A 17,208-nucleotide genomic window follows, 5' to 3' on the forward strand; every position below is an offset into this window, starting at 1 on the left:
AAAGGACCGCTGTGAATCCCCTGGGAAAAGCTGGGAGTTGCTTTACGAACCTGAGAAAACGCTCAGCGCCGGGCCATGTAGACGTCGAACGCCTTGTGCAGCAGCCGGTTCAGCGGGAAGTCCCACTCCCCCACGTACTCGACGGCCTCCCCGCCCGCGCCCACCTTGAAGCGGAGCAGGCCGAGCAGGTGGTTCGACTCCTCCAGGGTGTCGGTGATGCCCCGGAAGTCGTAGACGTGCGCGCCGAGTTCATGGGCGTCGCACATCATGCGCCACTGCATCGCGTTGTTGGGCTGCACCTCGCGCCTGCGGCCCGTGGAGGCGCCGTAGGAGTACCAGACGTGGCCGCCGACGACCAGCATGGTGGCCGCGGCGAGCACCTCTCCGTCGTGGTGGGCGAGGTACAGCCGCATGCGGTCCGGGTCCTCGGCGGTGAGCGCGGTCCACATGCGCTGGAAGTACGGCAGCGGACGCGGCAGGAACCGGTCGCGCCCGGCGGTCTCCGTGTAGAGGCCGTAGAAGGCGGGCAGGTCCTCGTAGCCGCCCCGTACGACCTTCACCCCCGCCTTCTCCGCCTTCTTGATGTTGCGCCGCCACTGCTGGTTCAGCCCCCGGTGGATGTCCTCGAGCGACCGTCCGGCGTACGGCACCTGGCAGACGTAACGGGGCTGCCCCACGGCGAATCCGTCCTCCCCGCCGGGCTCGCTCTGCCGCCAGCCCATGCGCCGCAGCCGGTCGGCGAGAGCGAGCGCGCCCGGTTCCTCCGAGGTCGCGGGCACGTCCCGCAGCCGGTGCGCGCCGGGGTCGGCGATGGCGGCCTTGACCGCGTCGGGGCTCCACCGCCGTGCGACGACGGGCGGACCCATCTTCACGGAGAAGGCGCCCCGGCTCCTGAGGTGGGCCAGCATCGGCTCCAGCAGGCGCTCCAGGTCCGGCGCGGCCCAGTCGATGACCGGCCCCTCCGGCAGGTACGCCAGATACCTCTTCACCCTGGGCAGCGGCCGCAGCAGCACCAGCCCCACCCCGACCAGCCGGCCGTCCCCCTCGAACCAGCCGAGGCTCTCCGCCCGCCAGTCCGGCTTCACGTCCCCCCACGACGGCACCTGCAGATGGCTGACCGAGTCGCGCGCCGCCACGAAGGCGAGATGCTCGGCGCGGGTGATCGGGCGGACGGCGAGGGTCATGCGCGTGGCTCCTTACGGATCGCGGATCACCTCACCCTACGAAGCACTCACCCCGTCTTCCTGTCCAACGCCTCCGCCAGTACCTCCGCCAGGTGGCGGCCCCGTACACCGGCCAGCTGTGCCAGTTGGGTCCGGCAGGAGAAGCCGTCCGCGAGGACGACCGCGTCCTCGGGGGCCCGGCGCACCGAGGGCAGGAGCTGGTCCTCCGCGCAGGCGCGGGACACCTCGAAGTGACCCTTCTCGAAGCCGAAGTTGCCCGCGAGGCCGCAGCAGCCGCCGGAGAGCTCGCCGGTCAGGCCGGCCGCCGTGCGCAGCCCGCGGTCGGCGGTGTCGCCGAGGACCGCGTGCTGGTGGCAGTGGGTCTGGCCGGCGGCCGGGCGGTCGACGGCGGGCGGGGTCCAGTGCAGGGCGTGCCGCTCCAGGGTCTCGGCGAAGGTGCGGACCGCGGCGGCCAGCCGGGCGGCGCGCGGGTCGTCGTGCAGCAGTTCCGGGAGGTCGGTGCGCAGGGCCGCCGCGCAGCTCGGTTCCAGGACGACGACCGGGACCCCGGCCCGGAGCACCGGCTCCATCAGGTCCAGGGTGCGGCGCATGACCGCGCGGGCGCGGTCGAGTTGGCCGGTGGAGACATAGGTCAGGCCGCAGCAGACCCGGGCCCGCCGGGCCCTGAGCAGTGCGGTCGCGGACCGGGTCCGGCCGTCGCCGATCGCTCCCCGGCGCGTCAGCAGCGTCGGCGGCAGGGCGACCCGCAGCCCGGCCGCCTCCAGGACCCGGACGGCGGCCCGGCCCACCGACGGGGACAGGTGCTCGGTGAAGGTGTCCGGCCACAGCACCACGAGGTCCCCGGTGTCCGGGCCGGGTCCCCTGCGCCGCCACCAGCCGCTGAACGTCCGCGTGGCGAGCCGGGGGATCTCGCGCTCCGGCGCGATCCCGCCCAGGCGTTTCGCCGCGTAGGCGAGCGGCCGCACCGAGGCGAGCGCGTTGAGCAGGGGCGCGGTGCCCGTCCGGGCGGCCAGGCGCAGCCACTCGGGCAGCCGGCCCATGCTGAGGTGGGCGGCGGGGCGCCGGCGGCCCGCGTAGTGGTGGTGCAGGAACTCCGCCTTGTAGGTGGCCATGTCGACGCCCACCGGGCAGTCCGAGCGGCAGCCCTTGCAGGACAGGCACAGGTCGAGGGCGTCCCGCACCTCGGTGGCGCGCCAGCCGTCGGTGACCACCTCGCCCGCGAGCATCTCGTGCAGCAGGCGGGCCCGGCCGCGGGTGGAGTGCTCCTCCTCGCCGGTCGCGCGGAAGGAGGGGCACATCACGGCGGGGCCGTCCGCCGTGGCCGTACGGCACTTGGCGACGCCGACGCAGCGGCGGACGGCCGCGCGGAAGTCGCCGCCGTCGGCGGGGTAGCCGAAGGCCACGTCGACGGGCCGGCGGGGCAGCACCGCGAAGCGGAGGTTCGCGTCGAGCGGGGCGGGGCGGACCAGCATCCCGGGGTTGAGCAGGTCGTCGGGGTCCCAGACGGCCTTGGCGCGCTCGAAGAGCCGGACGGTCTCCTCCCCGTACATGCGTGGCAGCAGTTCGGCGCGGGCCTGGCCGTCGCCGTGCTCCCCGGACAGCGAGCCGCCGTGCGCCACGACCAGGTCGGCCAGCTCCTGGGAGAAGCGCCGGAAGCGGCCGACGCCGGACGCCGTGAGCAGGTCGAAGTCGATGCGGACGTGGATGCAGCCGTCGCCGAAGTGGCCGTACGGCGTGCCGCGCAGCCCGTGCGCGGCGAGCAGGGCACGGAAGTCCCGCAGGTAGGCGCCGAGCCGGGCGGGGGGCACCGCGCAGTCCTCCCAGCCGGGCCAGGCCTCGCTGCCGTCGGGCATCCGGGTCGCCGTACCGCTCGCGTCCTCGCGGATGCGCCACAGGGTCCGCTGGGCGGCGGGGTCGGTCACCACGAGCGAGCCGGCCACGTCGGCCGCGCGGGCGATCTCCTCCGCCCGCGCGCGTGCCTCGGCCGTGGTCTCCCCGCCCGTCTCCACGAACAGCCAGGCGGCGCCCCTGGGCAGCCCGGCCCCGGGCGGCACCAGGTCGGCCGCCATGCCCTCGACGGTCAGCGGGCCGTACGGGAGGAGTCCGGCGGCGGCCTTGGCGGCGGCGCCCTCGTCGCCGTACCCCAGCACCGCCAGGGCGCGGGCGCGGGGCGCCTCCACCAGCCGTACGACCGCCTCGGTGAGGATGCCGAGGGTGCCCTCGGAGCCGCAGAAGGAGCGGGCGACGTCCGCGCCCCTCTCGGGCAGCAGGGCGTCCAGCGCGTATCCCGAGATGCGGCGGGGCAGGTCCGGGAAGCCGGTGCGCAGCCGGGCCAGGTCGCTCCCGGCCAGCTCCCGCAGCCCCTCGGGCGCACCCGCCCAGTCCCGGCCGAGCCGCAGCCTCTCACCGCGCGCGGTCAGGACGGACAGTTCCCGCACGCTGTCCGCGGTGGTGCCCCAGGCCACCGAGTGGGAGCCGCAGGAGTTGTTGCCGATCATCCCGCCGAGCGTGCACCGGCCGTGGGTCGAGGGGTCCGGTCCGAACCGCAGGCCGTGCGGCGCGGCGGCCTCCTGGAGCCGGTCCAGGACGAGCCCCGGCTGCACGACGGCCGTGCGGGTGTCCGGGTCCAGCTCCAGCAGGCCGTTCATGTGCCGGGTGAAGTCCAGCACCACGCCGGTGCCGGTCGCCTGCCCGGCGATCGACGTGCCCCCGCCACGCGCCACCACCGGCACCCCGCGCGCCCGGCACACCTCCAGCGCCGCCGCCACGTCGTCGGCGTCCCGCGGGGCCACGACTCCCAGGGGGACGCGGCGGTAGTTGGACGCGTCCATGGTCACGAGCGCCCGGGCGGTGGCGCCGAAGCCGACCTCCCCCCGGACGGACCCGCGCAGTTCCGCTTCGAGACCCGAGTGATCCGTCATGCGTCCAGGATGCATCCGCTCACCGACAGTCACCGTGGGTTGTCCACAAGTCGGCCATGATCGTCGTACGACCCGACAACATCATCTCTTTGCGATCTCGTCTCATCCGACGGACACGGTTCCGTCCCGTTTCGCCCAGCGGCTAGCCTCGGACCCGTGGCCGACATCCAGATTCCCGCTGACATCAAGCCCGCCGACGGACGTTTCGGCGCGGGCCCCTCCAAGGTGCGGACCGAGGCGCTGGACGCCCTCGCCGCCACCGGAAGCTCCCTGCTCGGCACCTCCCACCGCCAGGCTCCCGTCAAGAACCTGGTGGGCAAGGTCCGCGAGGGGATCTCCGAGCTGTTCTCCCTGCCCGAGGGCTACGAGGTGATCCTCGGTAACGGCGGCTCCACCGCCTTCTGGGACATCGCCACCCACGGACTGATCGAGAACAAGTCCCAGCACCTCAGCTTCGGCGAGTTCTCCTCGAAGTTCGCCAAGGCCGCCAAGCTCGCCCCCTGGCTGGCCGAGCCCACGGTCGTCGCCGCCGACCCCGGCACCCACCCCGAGCCGCGGGCCGAGGCGGGCGTCGACGTCTACGCCTTCACCCACAACGAGACCTCCACCGGTGTCGCCATGCCGATCCGGCGCGTGGCCGGTGCCGACGAGGGCGCGCTCGTCCTCGTGGACGCCACCTCCGGCGCGGGCGGCCTCCCGGTCGACGTCGCCGAGACCGACGTCTACTACTTCGCCCCGCAGAAGTCCTTCGCCTCCGACGGCGGCCTGTGGCTCGCGGTCTTCTCACCGGCCGCGATCGAGCGCGCCGAGCGGATCCACGCGAGCGGCCGGCACGTCCCCGAGTTCTTCTCGCTGCCGACCGCGATCGACAACTCGCGCAAGAACCAGACGTACAACACCCCTGCCCTGTCCACCCTGTTCCTGCTGAACCAGCAGCTGGAGTGGCTCAACGGCCAGGGCGGCCTGGACTGGGCGGTGGGCCGTACGGCCGCCTCCTCGCGAACGCTGTACAACTGGGCGGAGGACGTGAAGTTCGCCAGCCCCTTCGTCACCGACCCGGCCAAGCGCTCCCAGGTCATCGGCACGATCGACTTCTCCGACGACGTCGACGCCGCCGCCGTCGCCAAGGTGCTGCGCGCCAACGGCATCGTGGACACCGAGCCGTACCGCAAGCTCGGCCGCAACCAGCTGCGCGTCGCGATGTTCCCGGCGATCGACCCGGCGGACGTCGAGGCGCTGACCAAGTGCATCGACCACGTGATCGAGAAGCTCTAGCAACTCCGGTACGGACGCCGTCGGTTCGCGCGGAAGGCATGGCCGAGGCAAAGCCTTCCGCAAGCCGTTGAGTCCCCTTCGTGGCCCACCCGAGACTGTGAGCCCCATGCGCTCGGTACGGGCCATGCGAACGAAGGGGAACAACGGGGTATGAACAGACCGATACCCGGCACGGTCGAGGTGGCGGTGCGCCACGTCCTCAGCGACCGGACGACCGGCTTCCTCGTCCGGACCCGCCGGATGACCTGGCGGGACAGCGTCTTCCGGGTGCGCCGGCCGGGCACCGGCAAGCAGACGGTGGAACTGACCTGCCCCGTGTGCGACGCCTCCCTGCTGGCCGAGGTCCGCACCGAGGCCCGGACCCGGACCACCGGCACCGTCCTGCTGGCCCTGGCCGCCCTGTGCGTGGTCGTCTTCTGCGTGGCCCTCGGTTACACCGTCCACGTGGGCGGCCGCACGCTGCCCGAGGGCCAGTCGCTGCCGGTGCTGTTCCCCGTCAGCGTCGTCTCGGTCTTCGTCACGTTCGTCGCCGCCCCCGTGCTCTTCCTCCGGGGCCGCGTCTACAACGGGGTCAGCCTGCTCGACGCCCCCAAACCCCGCCGGACGCACGGCCTCAGGCCGGTGCGCGGCTGAGCGCCGGGCACGACGACGGGGGGGCGTCCGCCGGCTGTTCAGCCCTTGCGCCGCAGCCGGCTCAGCCCGAACAGGGCGGCCGCCCCGACGGCGACGACGGCCGCGCCCACCTTGAGCCCCATACCGCCGCTGCTCCGGATGCCGTCGGAACTCCCGCCGGGCGAGGGCGACTTGCCGGCCTGTCCGGGCGTGTCGCGCACCTCCACGGCGCTGTCCGCGCCCTCGCTGCTGTACAGCAGCCTGGTCCCGTCGAGGGAGTACGTGACGCCCTCCCCCTGCCCCTGCAGGGGCACGTCGAGGCGTCCCTTCCGCCGGATCCGGCCGCCGTTGAAGTCGTAGTAGATCCCCCCGAAGTAGCCGCGCACGGCGAGCTGTCGGCCGTCGGGCGAGAAGGCCGCGTCGGTGGCCCACAGGTCGACGGTGGCGATCGGCCGGAAGACGTTCGTACCGGAGGTGGAGAGGGTCGCCGGGCCCTCGTAGAGGTGCCCGCCGTCCTCCTTCTTGTCGATGATGTAGACGCGCCCGGTCTTCGGATGGACCAGCAGCGACTCCGCGTCGCGCGGCCCGTTCGCGTACTTCACCACGTACTGCCGGGCCGTGATCGTCTGGTTCCTGAGCACCTTGGGCTCGGGCAGCCGGTAGATCCACACGTACGGCCACCTGCCGCCGTAGTTGTCGCCGATGTCGCCGACGTAGATCTCGTCGTGCGGTCCGATGGAGATGGCCTCGACGTCGCGCGGGGAGCCGACGCCCCGCAGGGTCACGGTGGCGACGGTCTTCCCGGTGCGGCCGTCCACGGCGTAGATGTACGGCCCGTCGCCGCTGTCGTTGTGCGTCCAGTAGACGCCGGGGTGGAGGTGGGAGGCGGCGAGCCCGCTGGACTCGGTGATCCGGGGGTCCTTGATGGTGAACCCCTGGTCGCCGCCTCCGTCGTCGCCGTCGGCGGCGGAGGCGGGCAGCACGCAGGCCCCGGCGAGCAGCACGGAGGCCAGGACGGCGAACGATCGGCGCATGTCCCCAAGACTGCCACCCCGCACGGGCGTTCAGCGGGGAGACCACCGGGGCGCACGCCACGTGGTGGGCCTCACACCCCACCCGGGGTCGTGATCGTCCATTATGAGCGGATGCTTAGGTTCATGCCCGTGGGCGACTCCATGACGATCGGGAGCGCGGGCGAGCACACGTGGCGCTACCGGCTGTGGCGGCACCTGTGCGCCACGTACGGCGCCCCGTTCACCTTCGTCGGCCCGCGCGAGGAGCTGTACGACCAGGGGGCCGAGGCGCCGACGTCGACCGCCTACGCCGAGCCGGGCTTCCCCCGTGGCCACCTGGCGGGCTGGGGCGAGGGCTGGCTGCACATGGCCCCGCTGATCGGCGGCGCGGTACGGGAGAGCCGGGCTGACGTCCTGCTCGTCTCCCTCGGCCTGATCGACCTGGGCTTCTACACCAACGCCGAGCAGACGGCGGACAACGTACGGGCGTTCGTGGCGGCCGCCCGGGAGGCGCACCCGCGGATCCGGATGGTGCTGCTTCCGGTGATCCCGAACATCCGGGCCGCGGCGGACCCTTCCTTCGCCGAGCAGGTCGACCGGTTCAACGTCCTGCTCGCCAAGGCGGCCGCCGACCTGGACGAGCCCCGCTCGCCGATCCTGCTGGCCTCGCCGCCGAAGGCGTACGACATCCACGCCGACACCTACGACGGCACGCATCCCAACGCGAGCGGCGAGCACCGGATCGCGGAGGCCTTCGCGGGGGCGATGTGGGAGGCGTGGGGAGTCGGACACGCGTACGCGGCCGGACCGGCCTGACCGGTTTCCGGCGCACCCCGGTCACGGTGCGTATCGTTGTACCGCGCGGCTGCACTCGTCGACGGAGCAGCCGGGGAGCAGCGCCACGATGACCGTCCTGGAGGACAGGATCGAGATCAAGATGGCCGACGAGAACGCCGAGTTCCTGGACCAGTGGTTCGAGCGACTCGAGCGCATGCCCGTCCCCGAGGGATACAAGCTCGAGATCGTCGGGGGCAGCGTCTGCATGACGCCGCAGCGAGACATCCACTGGCAGACCATCCGCCACATCCTCTGGGCGCTCGAGGACCGCCTCGGCCGGGCCGCCCTCGTTCTCTCGGACGTCCGCATCGACTTCCCCGGGCCCTACCAGGGCCGATGCCACGTGTACACCGAGCCCAAAAAGGGCGACTGCACATGCGAACTGCGGGTGGACTACGGAACCGACGTCGACATGACCACCACCCCCTTGCGCCTCACCCTCCGAAGCGACGACTTCCCCCGCGACTAGGACCTTGCCTGGAGCGCACTCCAAGACGTTGGCTGGGGGACCATGAGGTACACGCAGCTCGGACGCACGGGACTCAAGGTAAGCCGGCTCGTCCTCGGCACCATGAACTTCGGACCGCAGACCGACGAGGCGGACAGCCACGCGATCATGGACGCGGCGCTGGACGCGGGCATCAACTTCTTCGACACCGCCAACGTGTACGGCTGGGGCGAGAACAAGGGCCGCACCGAGAGCATCATCGGCAACTGGTTCGCCAAGGGCGCGGACCGGCGCGACAAGGTCGTCCTCGCCACCAAGGTCTACGGCAACATGGCCGCCGACGGCGACGCCTGGCCGAACCACGACAAGCTCTCCGCCGTCAACATCCGGCGGGCGGTGGACGCCAGCCTGAAGCGGCTCCGGACGGACCACATCGACGTCTACCAGTTCCACCACATCGACCGGAACACTCCCTTCGAGGAGATCTGGCAGGCCGTCGACGTACTCGTCCAGCAGGGCAAGATCCTGTACGTCGGCTCCTCCAACTTCCCCGGGTACAAGATCGCCCAGGCCAACGAGACCGCCGCCCGCCGCGGCGGCACCATCGGGCTCGTCAGCGAGCAGTGCCTGTACAACCTCGCCGAGCGCCGCGCGGAGATGGAGGTCGTCCCGGCCGCCCGGGAGTACGGCCTCGGGGTCATCCCCTGGTCGCCGCTGCACGGCGGCCTGCTCGGCGGAGTGATCAGGAAGGAGGTCCAGGGCGGGCGCCGCGCCTCCGGCCGGGCCGCCGACACCCTGGCCGACCCCGCCGCCCGCGCGCAGATCCAGGCCTACGAGGACCTGCTCGACAAGCACGGTCTGGAGCCCGGCGAGGCGGCCCTCGCCTGGCTGCTGACCCGGCCCGGCGTGACCGGACCGATCGTCGGCCCGCGCACCGCCGAGCAGCTCGGGTCGGCGATCAGGGCGGTCGAGCTGGAGCTGGGCGAGGACGTGCTGACCGGCCTGGACGAGATCTTCCCCGGCCCCGGGCCGTCGCCGGAGGCCTTCGCCTGGTAGCCCTCCGAGGGCAGCCGCCAGGAGCGCGGGGAACCGCGCGGCCGGCCGCGGGACGGCCCACGGCCGCCCGGCGGCGCGCGCTTCCCCGCCCCTGGGGCGGCCGGGGCGACCGCTACTTGACGGCCGCTCCCAGGGCCACCACGACGAACATCAGCACAAGCACACCGGCCATGATCCGGTTCCGGGTTTTCGGGTCCACACCAACGAGCCTAACCAACGCCGCCAAACGGCCAGCGGCCCACCGCCTCGTAGCGGGGCTGCTCCCCCGGCACCCCGGACCTCGGCAGGTTGCTGCGCACCAGCGCCAGCTCGCTCACCGTCCAGGTGCTGCTGGTGAACTCCCCGAGGCCGGCGACGTACGGCCGCACGTCGAGCGTGTCCCGGCTGCGGGCCACCGTCAGATGGGCCTTGTAGCGGCGGTGCTCGCCCATCGGCACGCCGGCCTTCCTGGCCGCCGACTCCGCCCGGTCGGCCAGCAGCCGCAGGGCCTCCACGTCGCCCGACGCCCCGGTCCACAGCGCCTTGCCGCGGCCGAACTGCCCGCCGCCGCTCAGGGCCAGCTCGAAGGGGGCCGACCGGTGGGCCGCGCGGGCCAGGCGGTCCGACAGGCCGGGTACGAGGTCGTCGGCGACCTCGCCGTAGAAGGCCAGGGTGAAGTGCCAGCCGGGGCGGCCGGTCCAGCGCAGGCCGTCGGCACCCGGCAGCTGCCTCAACAGGGCCAGTTCGGCGGCGAGTTCACCGGCGACCGCGTCCGGCGGCAGCACGGCGGCGAAGAGTCTCATGCCTTCACCTTCCCAGACGGGTGCCGCCATGATGAGCGCATGACGATCACCATCCGCCGAGGCGGCCCCCAGGACGCACCGCTGATCCTCGCCATGCTCGACAGCGCCGTGGAGTGGCTGGTCTCACAGGGCCGCACCGGGCAGTGGGGCACCGAGCCGTGGTCGGCGAACGCACGGGGCGTGGAGCTGGTGCGCCGGTACGCCACCGAGGGCATACCGTTCTTCGCCGAGGTGGACGGCACGCCCGCGGCCACCCTCACCCTCGCCGAGGGGCCCGGACCCTATCTGGAGCCCGCCGGGGAGCCCGAGCGGTACATCCATCTCCTGGCCGCCGACAGCCGCTTCCGGGGCCTGGGTGCCGGTGCCGCGCTGCTCGCGCACGCGGCCGAGGAGACCCGGCGGGCCGGGATCTCCCTGCTGCGCGTGGACTGCTACGCGGGCTCGGACGGCAAGCTGGTCGAGTACTACGAGCGCAACGGCTTCACCCGCGCGGAGGCCTTCACCGTCGGCGAGGACCGGTGGCCGGGGCAGGTGCTGGCCCGGAGGGTCCGCTAGGGACCCTCCGGCCGGCGGCGCTCACGCCGCCGTCGCCAGCTCCTCGCGCTCCCGGGTCACGAAGCGGACCTGCGGGTGGCCGTGGTGCCAGCCCAGGGACAGCCTCAGGCCGCCGATGCGGACCAGGACCAGGCCGATCGCGCCGGCCGCCGCGGCGGAGACGAGGCCGCCGAGCGCGAAGCCGATCCGGGCGCCGTAGGTGTCGGTGATCCAGCCGATGACCGGCGCGCCCAGCGGCGTGCCGCCGGTGAACACCATCATGAACAGGGCCATCACCCGGCCGCGCATGGCCGGGTCGGTGGCCATCTGCACGCTGGTGTTCGCGGTGACGTTCACCGTCAGGCCGCAGATCCCGATCGGGACCATGAGCAGCGCGAACAGCCAGTACTGCGGAACCAGGGCGGCCACCACCTCCAGCGTGCCGAAGGCCAGCGCGGCGGCGATCAGGACGCGCTGCCGGGCCGTGCCGCGCCGGGCGGCCAGCAGCGCCCCGCACAGGGAGCCGACGGCCATCAGGGTGTTGAAGAGGCTGTAGGCCCCGGCACCGGCGTGGAAGACGCCGCCCGCGAAGGCCGACAGCCACACCGGGAAGTTGAACCCGAAGGTGCCGATGAAGCCGACGAGCACGATCGGCCAGATCAGCTCCGGCCGCCCCGCCACGTACCGCAGGCCCTCGCGCAGCTGCCCCTTGCCGCGCGGCGCGCGCTCGACCACGTGCAGCTCGCGGGCGCGCATCAGGAGCAGACCGGCGACGGGCGCCGCGAAGGACAGCCCGTTGGCGAGGAACGCCCAGCCGGTGCCCACCCCGGTGATCATGATGCCGGCCACGGCGGGGCCGACCAGACGGGCGGACTGGAAGTTCGCGGAGTTCAGGCTGACCGCGTTCTGCAGCTGCTCGGGTCCGACCATCTCCGAGACGAAGGACTGCCGGGCCGGGTTGTCGACCACCGTGGCCAGTCCGACGGCGAAGGCGGCGACGTAGACGTGCCAGACCTGGACGTGTCCGGAGAGGGTCAGGAAGGCGAGCGCGAGACCCGTGGCGGCCATCGACGTCTGGGTGACCAGCAGCGTCGGGCGCTTGGGCAGACGGTCGACGAGCACACCGCCGTAGAGGCCGAACAGGAGCATCGGCAGGAACTGCAGGGCCGTGGTGATACCGACGGCCGCGGACGAGCCGGTGAGGCTCAGTACGAGCCAGTCCTGGGCTATGCGCTGCATCCACGTGCCGGTGTTCGAGACGACCTGGCCGAGGAAGAAGAGCCGGTAGTTCCTGACCCTCAGCGAGCTGAACATCGAGGACCGGGTGGAAACGGGGGTGGTGGGGGTGGTCGGTGCGGGGGCGGAAGCTGCTCCGGATCCCGTACTCAAAGGGTCGCCTCCTCGATAGCGGTCTTACAGGTGTGCAAGCTTCTCCAGCACGGGGGCGGCGGCGCGCAGTTTGGCCCACTCGTCCTCGTCGAGGCCCTCGACGAGGCCCGCCAGGAACGCGTTGCGCTTGCGGCGGCTCTCCTCGAGCATCACTTCGGCCTGCTCGGTCTGGGTGACGACCTTCTGGCGCCGGTCCTCGGGATGCGGCTCCAGCCGGACCAGGCCCTTGGCTTCGAGCAGCGCGACGATGCGGGTCATCGACGGCGGCTGGACGTGCTCCTTGCGGGCCAGTTCGCCCGGCGTGGCGGAGCCGCAGCGGGCGAGGGTGCCGAGCACCGACATCTCGGTGGGGCTCAGCGACTCGTCGACCCGCTGGTGCTTCAGCCGACGGGACAACCGCATCACTGCGGAGCGGAGGGAGTTCACGGCGGCAGCGTCGTCGCCATGGGTGAGGTCCGGCATGTTCTTTAGCTTAACTCATTACTCTCGCTAAAGACCACCACGACACGCCTTTTTACCCGTGATACCCGCCACTGCGCCCGACGATCACCCGAACGAGTGAGTCGATTCCGGAAAGTGACGCACGGCACGGCCGGATGTGGCGACCCTCGTAGGCATGGGGACCACTGTGCTCAGCCTGCGGATGGACGGGGAGCTGCTCGAAAGGCTCCGGCACCATGCGGCCAGAAGGGGAATGAGCGTGCAGGACTATGTGGTCCGCACGCTCATTCGGGACGACTTCGACGAACGGTTCCAGGCCGCGGTCGACGAGACGGAGAGGTTCTACGGGGTCACCTGAGGGCTCAGGTGAGGCCGAGGGCCGGCATCAGGTAGTAGAAGACGAAGACCGCCGAGACGACGTACATCGGCACCGGGATCTCCCGGCCCCGGCCGGCGACCAGGCGCATGATCGTGAAGGTGATGAAGCCCATGCCGATGCCGTTGGTGATCGAGTACGTGAACGGCATCATCAGCATCGTCACGAAGGCCGGGATCGCGATGGTGTAGTCGGCCCAGTCGATCTCCTTGACGGAGTTCGAGAGGATCAGGAAGCCGACCACGACCAGCGCCGGGGTGGCCGCCTGGGACGGCACCATCGTCGCGACCGGGGTGAGGAACAGCGCCACCGCGAACAGCGCGCCGGTGACGACGTTCGCGAGGCCCGTACGGGCGCCCTCACCGACACCCGCGGTGGACTCCACGAACGCGGTCGTGGCCGAGGAGGAGCTGGCGCCGCCCGCCGCGACCGCGAGGCCGTCGACGAAGAGGACCTTGTTGATGCCCGGCATGTAGCCCTGCGCGTCGGTCAGCTTGGCCTCGTCGCTGATGCCCATGATCGTGCCCATCGCGTCGAAGAAGCACGACAGCAGGACCGTGAAGACGAAGAGGATGCCGGTCAGCACGCCGACCTTGGAGAAGCCGCCGAAGAGGCTGACCTTGCCGACCAGGCCGAAGTCGGGGGTGGCGACCGGGTTGCCCGGCCACTTCGGGACGGTCAGGCCCCAGGTCGTGACCTTGGCGACCGAGTTGATGATCATCGCGAGGACGGTCATGCCGACGATCGAGATCAGGATCGCGCCCGGCACCTTGCGGACGAGCAGCGCGAAGGTCAGCAGCGTGCCCAGGATGAAGATCAGCACCGGCCAGCCGACCAGGTGACCGCCCGTGCCCAGCTGGAGCGGGACGGTGGTCTGGGCGGCGTCCGGCATACGGGTGACGAAACCCGCGTCGACCAGGCCGATCAGCATGATGAACAGGCCGATACCGATCGAGATCGCCTTGCGCAGACCGAACGGCACCGCGTTCATCACACGCTCACGCAGACCGGTGGCCACCAGCAGCATGACCACGAAGCCGGCCAGCACGACCATGCCCATGGCGTCCGGCCAGGACATGCGGGGCGCCAGCTGGAGGGCGACGACGGAGTTCACGCCGAGGCCGGCGGCGAGGGCGATCGGCACGTTGCCGATGACGCCCATCAGGAGCGTGGTGAAGGCGGCCGTCAGCGCGGTCGCCGTCACCAACTGGCCGTTGTTCAGGTGGTGCCCGTACATGTCCTTCGCGCTGCCGAGAATGATCGGATTCAGCACGATGATGTACGCCATCGCAAAGAAGGTGGCGAGACCACCGCGGATCTCCCGGGGCACGGAGCTGCCGCGCTCGGAGATCCTGAAGTAGCGGTCGAGTGCGCCGCCGGCGGGCGAGCCGCCCGGCTTCTCGGGGGTGGGCGCCTTGGCGGGTGCCGAGGTGGGCATGGAGGACCTCATCACCGACGGGGGTCCCCCGAGCCCCGTTGGAGTTTCATACGAGCAGAAGTGGTCAAAGACAAACGGCTTCAGTATGAACGTATGAGTTCTAGATCGCTATCTCCGCGCGTAGACCTGATCGCCTCGTAAGCTGTCCTCCATGACCAAGTGGATCCCCGAGCACGAGGCGCCCGAGCCCCTGGAGGGACCCGTGGTCGCCACCGTCACCGGCGGCACGATCGTGTGGTTCGTGCTCTTCCTCGTCCAGCTGCCCTTCTACGGCTGGTTCGACGACCACGGCCACCTGTGGTGGCTGTGGACCTGCCTGGCCGGGGGCGGTCTCGGGCTGATCGGCATCTGGTACGTGCGCAGGCGGGACGCGGCTATCAAGCGGGCGGCGGCCGAGCCGAGAACGGCGTCGGCCGGACAGAGCTGAACGGCCCCGCGGGCGGGCCGGGCCCCGGCGGAAGTCGGGTGGGCGGGTGGACGAACCCCACGTACCGTCGAATACATGACGCACATCGACGCGGGTGCCGAACTCGATCCTGTGCATCCGGTGGCCCTGCCTGCCCTCCCCGCGACCGGGCTGACCCGTGCCGAGGTCGCGGACCGCATCGCGCGTGGGCAGGTCAACGACGTACCCGTGCGCAGCAGCCGGTCGCTGGGCGAGATCGTCCGGGGCAACGTGTTCACCCGGTTCAACGCCATCATCGGCGTGCTCTGGCTGATCATGCTGTTCGTCGCGCCGATCCAGGACAGCCTCTTCGGCTTCGTGATCCTCGCCAACACCGGCATCGGCATCGTCCAGGAGTGGCGGGCGAAGCAGACCCTCGACTCGCTGGCGGTGATCGGGGAGGTCCGGCCGACGGTGCGGCGGGACGGCGTCGCCACCGAGGTGCCCACGAACGAGATCGTGCTGGACGACCTCATGGAGATCGGCCCCGGCGACAAGGTCGTCGTGGACGGGGTGTGCGCCGAGGCCGACGGGCTGGAGATCGACGAGTCGCTGCTCACCGGTGAGGCGGACCCCGTGGTCAAACGCCCCGGCGATCCGGTCATGTCCGGCAGCTTCGTCGTCGCCGGCGCGGGCGCCTTCAAGGCGGCCAGGGTCGGCCGGGACGCCTACGCGGCCAAGCTCGCCGAGGACGCCTCCCGCTTCACGCTGGTCCACTCGGAGCTGCGCAGCGGCATCTCCACGATCCTCAAGTACGTCACCTGGATGATGGTCCCGGCCGCGATCGGCCTGGTCGTCACCCAGCTCGTGGTCAAGAACAACGACTTCAAGGACGCCGTGGCGCGCACGGTCGGCGGCATCGTCCCGATGGTCCCGGAGGGGCTGGTGCTCCTCACCTCCGTCGCCTTCGCGATAGGGGTCATCCGGCTGGGCCGCAAGCAGTGCCTCGTGCAGGAGCTCCCGGCCATCGAGGGCCTCGCCCGCGTCGACACCGTCTGCCTGGACAAGACCGGCACGCTCACCGAGGGCGGTATGGACGTCACCGCCCTCAGGCCGCTGGACGGCGCCGACGAGACATACGTGCGCAAGGTGCTGGGCGCGCTCGGCGAGTCCGACCCCCGGCCCAACGCCTCCCTCCAGGCGATCATCGACGCCTACCCCGACAACGAGGAGTGGCGCTGCGTCGAGTCGCTCCCGTTCTCCTCGGCGCGCAAGTACAGCGGGGCCGCGTTCAGCGAGGGCGACGGCGAGACCAGCAGCTGGCTGCTGGGCGCCCCCGACGTGCTGCTCGGCCCCGACGATCCGGTCCTGGCCGAAACCGAGCGCCTCAACGAGCAGGGACTCCGGGTCCTGCTGCTGGCCCGGGCGAGCCGCGACCTGGACGACCCCGCCTCCGCCAAGGGCGCCCGCCCCACCGCCCTGGTCGTCCTGGAGCAGCGGCTGCGGCCGGACGCGGGCGACACCCTGCGCTACTTCGCGGAGCAGAACGTACGGGCCAAGGTCATCTCCGGTGACAACGCGGTGTCGGTCGGCGCGGTCGCCGCCAAGCTGGGCCTCGAAGGCACGGCGGTGGACGCGCGGCACCTGCCCGCCGAGCCGGCCGGCATGGCGGACGCGCTGGACGCGGGCACGGTCTTCGGCCGGGTCAGCCCGCAGCAGAAGCGGGACATGGTGGGCGCGCTGCAGTCGCACGGGCACACCGTGGCGATGACCGGTGACGGGGTGAACGACGTGCTCGCCCTGAAGGACGCCGACATCGGGGTGGCGATGGGCTCGGGCTCGGAGGCGACGCGGGCGGTGGCGCAGATCGTGCTGCTGGACAACAGCTTCGCGAGCCTGCCGTCCGTGGTCGGCGAGGGCCGCCGGGTGATCGGCAACATCACGCGCGTGGCGACCCTGTTCCTGGTGAAGACCGTCTACTCGGTGCTGCTGGCGGTGCTGGTGGTGTGCTGGCAGGTCGAGTACCCGTTCCTGCCCCGGCACCTGACCCTGCTGTCCACCCTCACCATCGGCGTCCCGGCGTTCTTCCTGGCCCTGGCCCCCAACAAGGAGCGGGCGAAACCGCACTTCGTCCGCAGGGTCATGCGCTACTCGGTGCCGGGCGGTGTGGTGGCCGGGGCGGCGACCTTCGTGACCTATCTGCTGGCCCGCGGGTACTACGCGGGTCCCGGCGAGCTGGCCGCGGAGACCAGCGCGGCCACCCTGACGCTGTTCCTGGTCTCCATGTGGGTCCTGGCGATCATCGCCCGCCCGTACACCTGGTGGCGGGTGACGCTGGTGGCCGCGATGGGCGTCGCGTTCCTGCTCGTGCTGGCCGTACCCACCCTGCAGGGCTTCTTCGCGCTGAAGCTCGTGGGCGTCGCCATGCCGTGGACCGCCGTCGGCGTGGCGGTGGTGGCGGCGGCCGCCCTGGAGTTCCTGTGGAAGTGGGTCGACCGCCGCTTCCCCGACTAGCTT

At 71.7% G+C, this 17,208-nt stretch carries 16 protein-coding genes; 9 read left to right on the plus strand and 7 right to left on the minus strand.

The genetic code is table 11. From position 1 onward, the window contains the following. Positions 1 to 62: 62 nt before the first annotated feature. Both ACZ7FF_RS27630 and ACZ7FF_RS27635 read right to left on the minus strand, forming a co-directional pair. Positions 63 to 1,184: a lipid II:glycine glycyltransferase FemX gene (locus tag ACZ7FF_RS27630; protein ID WP_470815214.1), complete on the minus strand. Its 1,122-nt coding sequence runs from the start codon at positions 1,182 to 1,184 to the stop codon at positions 63 to 65. A 47-nt stretch (positions 1,185 to 1,231) separates the two neighbouring features. Then, positions 1,232 to 4,105, minus strand: a complete 2,874-nt coding sequence (locus tag ACZ7FF_RS27635; protein WP_470815216.1) for an FAD-binding and (Fe-S)-binding domain-containing protein — start codon at positions 4,103 to 4,105, stop codon at positions 1,232 to 1,234. Positions 4,106 to 4,261: 156 nt separating this feature from the next. Between ACZ7FF_RS27635 and serC the strand changes: the two genes are divergently transcribed. Together serC and ACZ7FF_RS27645 are read left to right on the plus strand one after the other, a co-directional pair. Then, positions 4,262 to 5,380 carry a phosphoserine transaminase gene (gene serC, locus ACZ7FF_RS27640; protein ID WP_470815217.1) on the plus strand — a complete coding sequence of 373 codons (1,119 nt, stop codon included), beginning with the start codon at positions 4,262 to 4,264 and terminating at the stop codon, positions 5,378 to 5,380. A 150-nt stretch (positions 5,381 to 5,530) separates the two neighbouring features. Then, on the plus strand, positions 5,531 to 6,013 hold the full coding sequence (locus ACZ7FF_RS27645) for a hypothetical protein (RefSeq protein ID WP_470815219.1): 483 nt from the start codon (positions 5,531 to 5,533) through the stop codon (positions 6,011 to 6,013). Positions 6,014 to 6,051: 38 nt separating this feature from the next. Here ACZ7FF_RS27645 and ACZ7FF_RS27650 read toward each other — a convergent pair whose 3' ends face one another. Next, positions 6,052 to 7,026: a TolB-like translocation protein gene (locus ACZ7FF_RS27650; RefSeq protein ID WP_470815221.1), complete on the minus strand. Its 975-nt coding sequence runs from the start codon at positions 7,024 to 7,026 to the stop codon at positions 6,052 to 6,054. Between the two features lie 111 nt (positions 7,027 to 7,137). Here ACZ7FF_RS27650 and ACZ7FF_RS27655 point away from each other — a divergent pair, with 111 nt between their 5' ends. From ACZ7FF_RS27655 to ACZ7FF_RS27665, 3 genes are all read left to right on the plus strand, one after another. Beyond that, entirely contained in the window at positions 7,138 to 7,821 is a 684-nt protein-coding gene (locus tag ACZ7FF_RS27655; RefSeq protein WP_470815222.1) for a GDSL-type esterase/lipase family protein, read from the plus strand. A gap of 88 nt (positions 7,822 to 7,909) precedes the next feature. Beyond that, complete coding sequence (locus ACZ7FF_RS27660; protein WP_470815224.1) at positions 7,910 to 8,311, plus strand: hypothetical protein; 402 nt, start codon at positions 7,910 to 7,912, stop codon at positions 8,309 to 8,311. A 42-nt stretch (positions 8,312 to 8,353) separates the two neighbouring features. Next, positions 8,354 to 9,346 (plus strand): aldo/keto reductase, encoded by a 993-nt coding sequence (locus ACZ7FF_RS27665; RefSeq protein ID WP_470815226.1) that lies wholly within the window; start codon positions 8,354 to 8,356, stop codon positions 9,344 to 9,346. A 209-nt stretch (positions 9,347 to 9,555) separates the two neighbouring features. On the opposite strand, the gene thpR is transcribed toward ACZ7FF_RS27665, so the two are convergent. Next, the gene (gene thpR / locus ACZ7FF_RS27670; protein ID WP_470815228.1) at positions 9,556 to 10,128 is read right to left on the minus strand and encodes an RNA 2',3'-cyclic phosphodiesterase; all 573 of its coding nucleotides are present in this window, start codon (positions 10,126 to 10,128) and stop codon (positions 9,556 to 9,558) included. Positions 10,129 to 10,167: 39 nt separating this feature from the next. Between thpR and ACZ7FF_RS27675 the strand changes: the two genes are divergently transcribed. Beyond that, positions 10,168 to 10,683, plus strand: coding sequence for a GNAT family N-acetyltransferase (locus tag ACZ7FF_RS27675; protein WP_470815230.1), 516 nt, complete (start codon positions 10,168 to 10,170; stop codon positions 10,681 to 10,683). Between the two features lie 21 nt (positions 10,684 to 10,704). On the opposite strand, the gene ACZ7FF_RS27680 is transcribed toward ACZ7FF_RS27675, so the two are convergent. Both ACZ7FF_RS27680 and ACZ7FF_RS27685 read right to left on the minus strand, forming a co-directional pair. Continuing rightward, positions 10,705 to 12,051 carry an MFS transporter gene (locus tag ACZ7FF_RS27680; RefSeq protein ID WP_470815232.1) on the minus strand — a complete coding sequence of 449 codons (1,347 nt, stop codon included), beginning with the start codon at positions 12,049 to 12,051 and terminating at the stop codon, positions 10,705 to 10,707. A gap of 24 nt (positions 12,052 to 12,075) precedes the next feature. Continuing rightward, complete coding sequence (locus tag ACZ7FF_RS27685; RefSeq protein WP_470815234.1) at positions 12,076 to 12,513, minus strand: MarR family winged helix-turn-helix transcriptional regulator; 438 nt, start codon at positions 12,511 to 12,513, stop codon at positions 12,076 to 12,078. Between the two features lie 154 nt (positions 12,514 to 12,667). Here ACZ7FF_RS27685 and ACZ7FF_RS27690 point away from each other — a divergent pair, with 154 nt between their 5' ends. Further along, entirely contained in the window at positions 12,668 to 12,850 is a 183-nt protein-coding gene (locus tag ACZ7FF_RS27690; protein WP_470815236.1) for a ribbon-helix-helix protein, CopG family, read from the plus strand. A 4-nt stretch (positions 12,851 to 12,854) separates the two neighbouring features. Here ACZ7FF_RS27690 and ACZ7FF_RS27695 read toward each other — a convergent pair whose 3' ends face one another. Continuing rightward, on the minus strand, positions 12,855 to 14,306 hold the full coding sequence (locus tag ACZ7FF_RS27695) for an NCS2 family permease (protein ID WP_470815238.1): 1,452 nt from the start codon (positions 14,304 to 14,306) through the stop codon (positions 12,855 to 12,857). 151 nt (positions 14,307 to 14,457) lie between these two features. Here ACZ7FF_RS27695 and ACZ7FF_RS27700 point away from each other — a divergent pair, with 151 nt between their 5' ends. Then, positions 14,458 to 14,733: a DUF2530 domain-containing protein gene (locus tag ACZ7FF_RS27700; protein ID WP_470815240.1), complete on the plus strand. Its 276-nt coding sequence runs from the start codon at positions 14,458 to 14,460 to the stop codon at positions 14,731 to 14,733. Between the two features lie 75 nt (positions 14,734 to 14,808). Beyond that, the gene (locus tag ACZ7FF_RS27705; protein WP_470815242.1) at positions 14,809 to 17,205 is read left to right on the plus strand and encodes an HAD-IC family P-type ATPase; all 2,397 of its coding nucleotides are present in this window, start codon (positions 14,809 to 14,811) and stop codon (positions 17,203 to 17,205) included. Positions 17,206 to 17,208 lie beyond the last annotated feature (3 nt).

Source organism: Streptomyces sp. NPDC037126 (assembly GCF_055605965.1).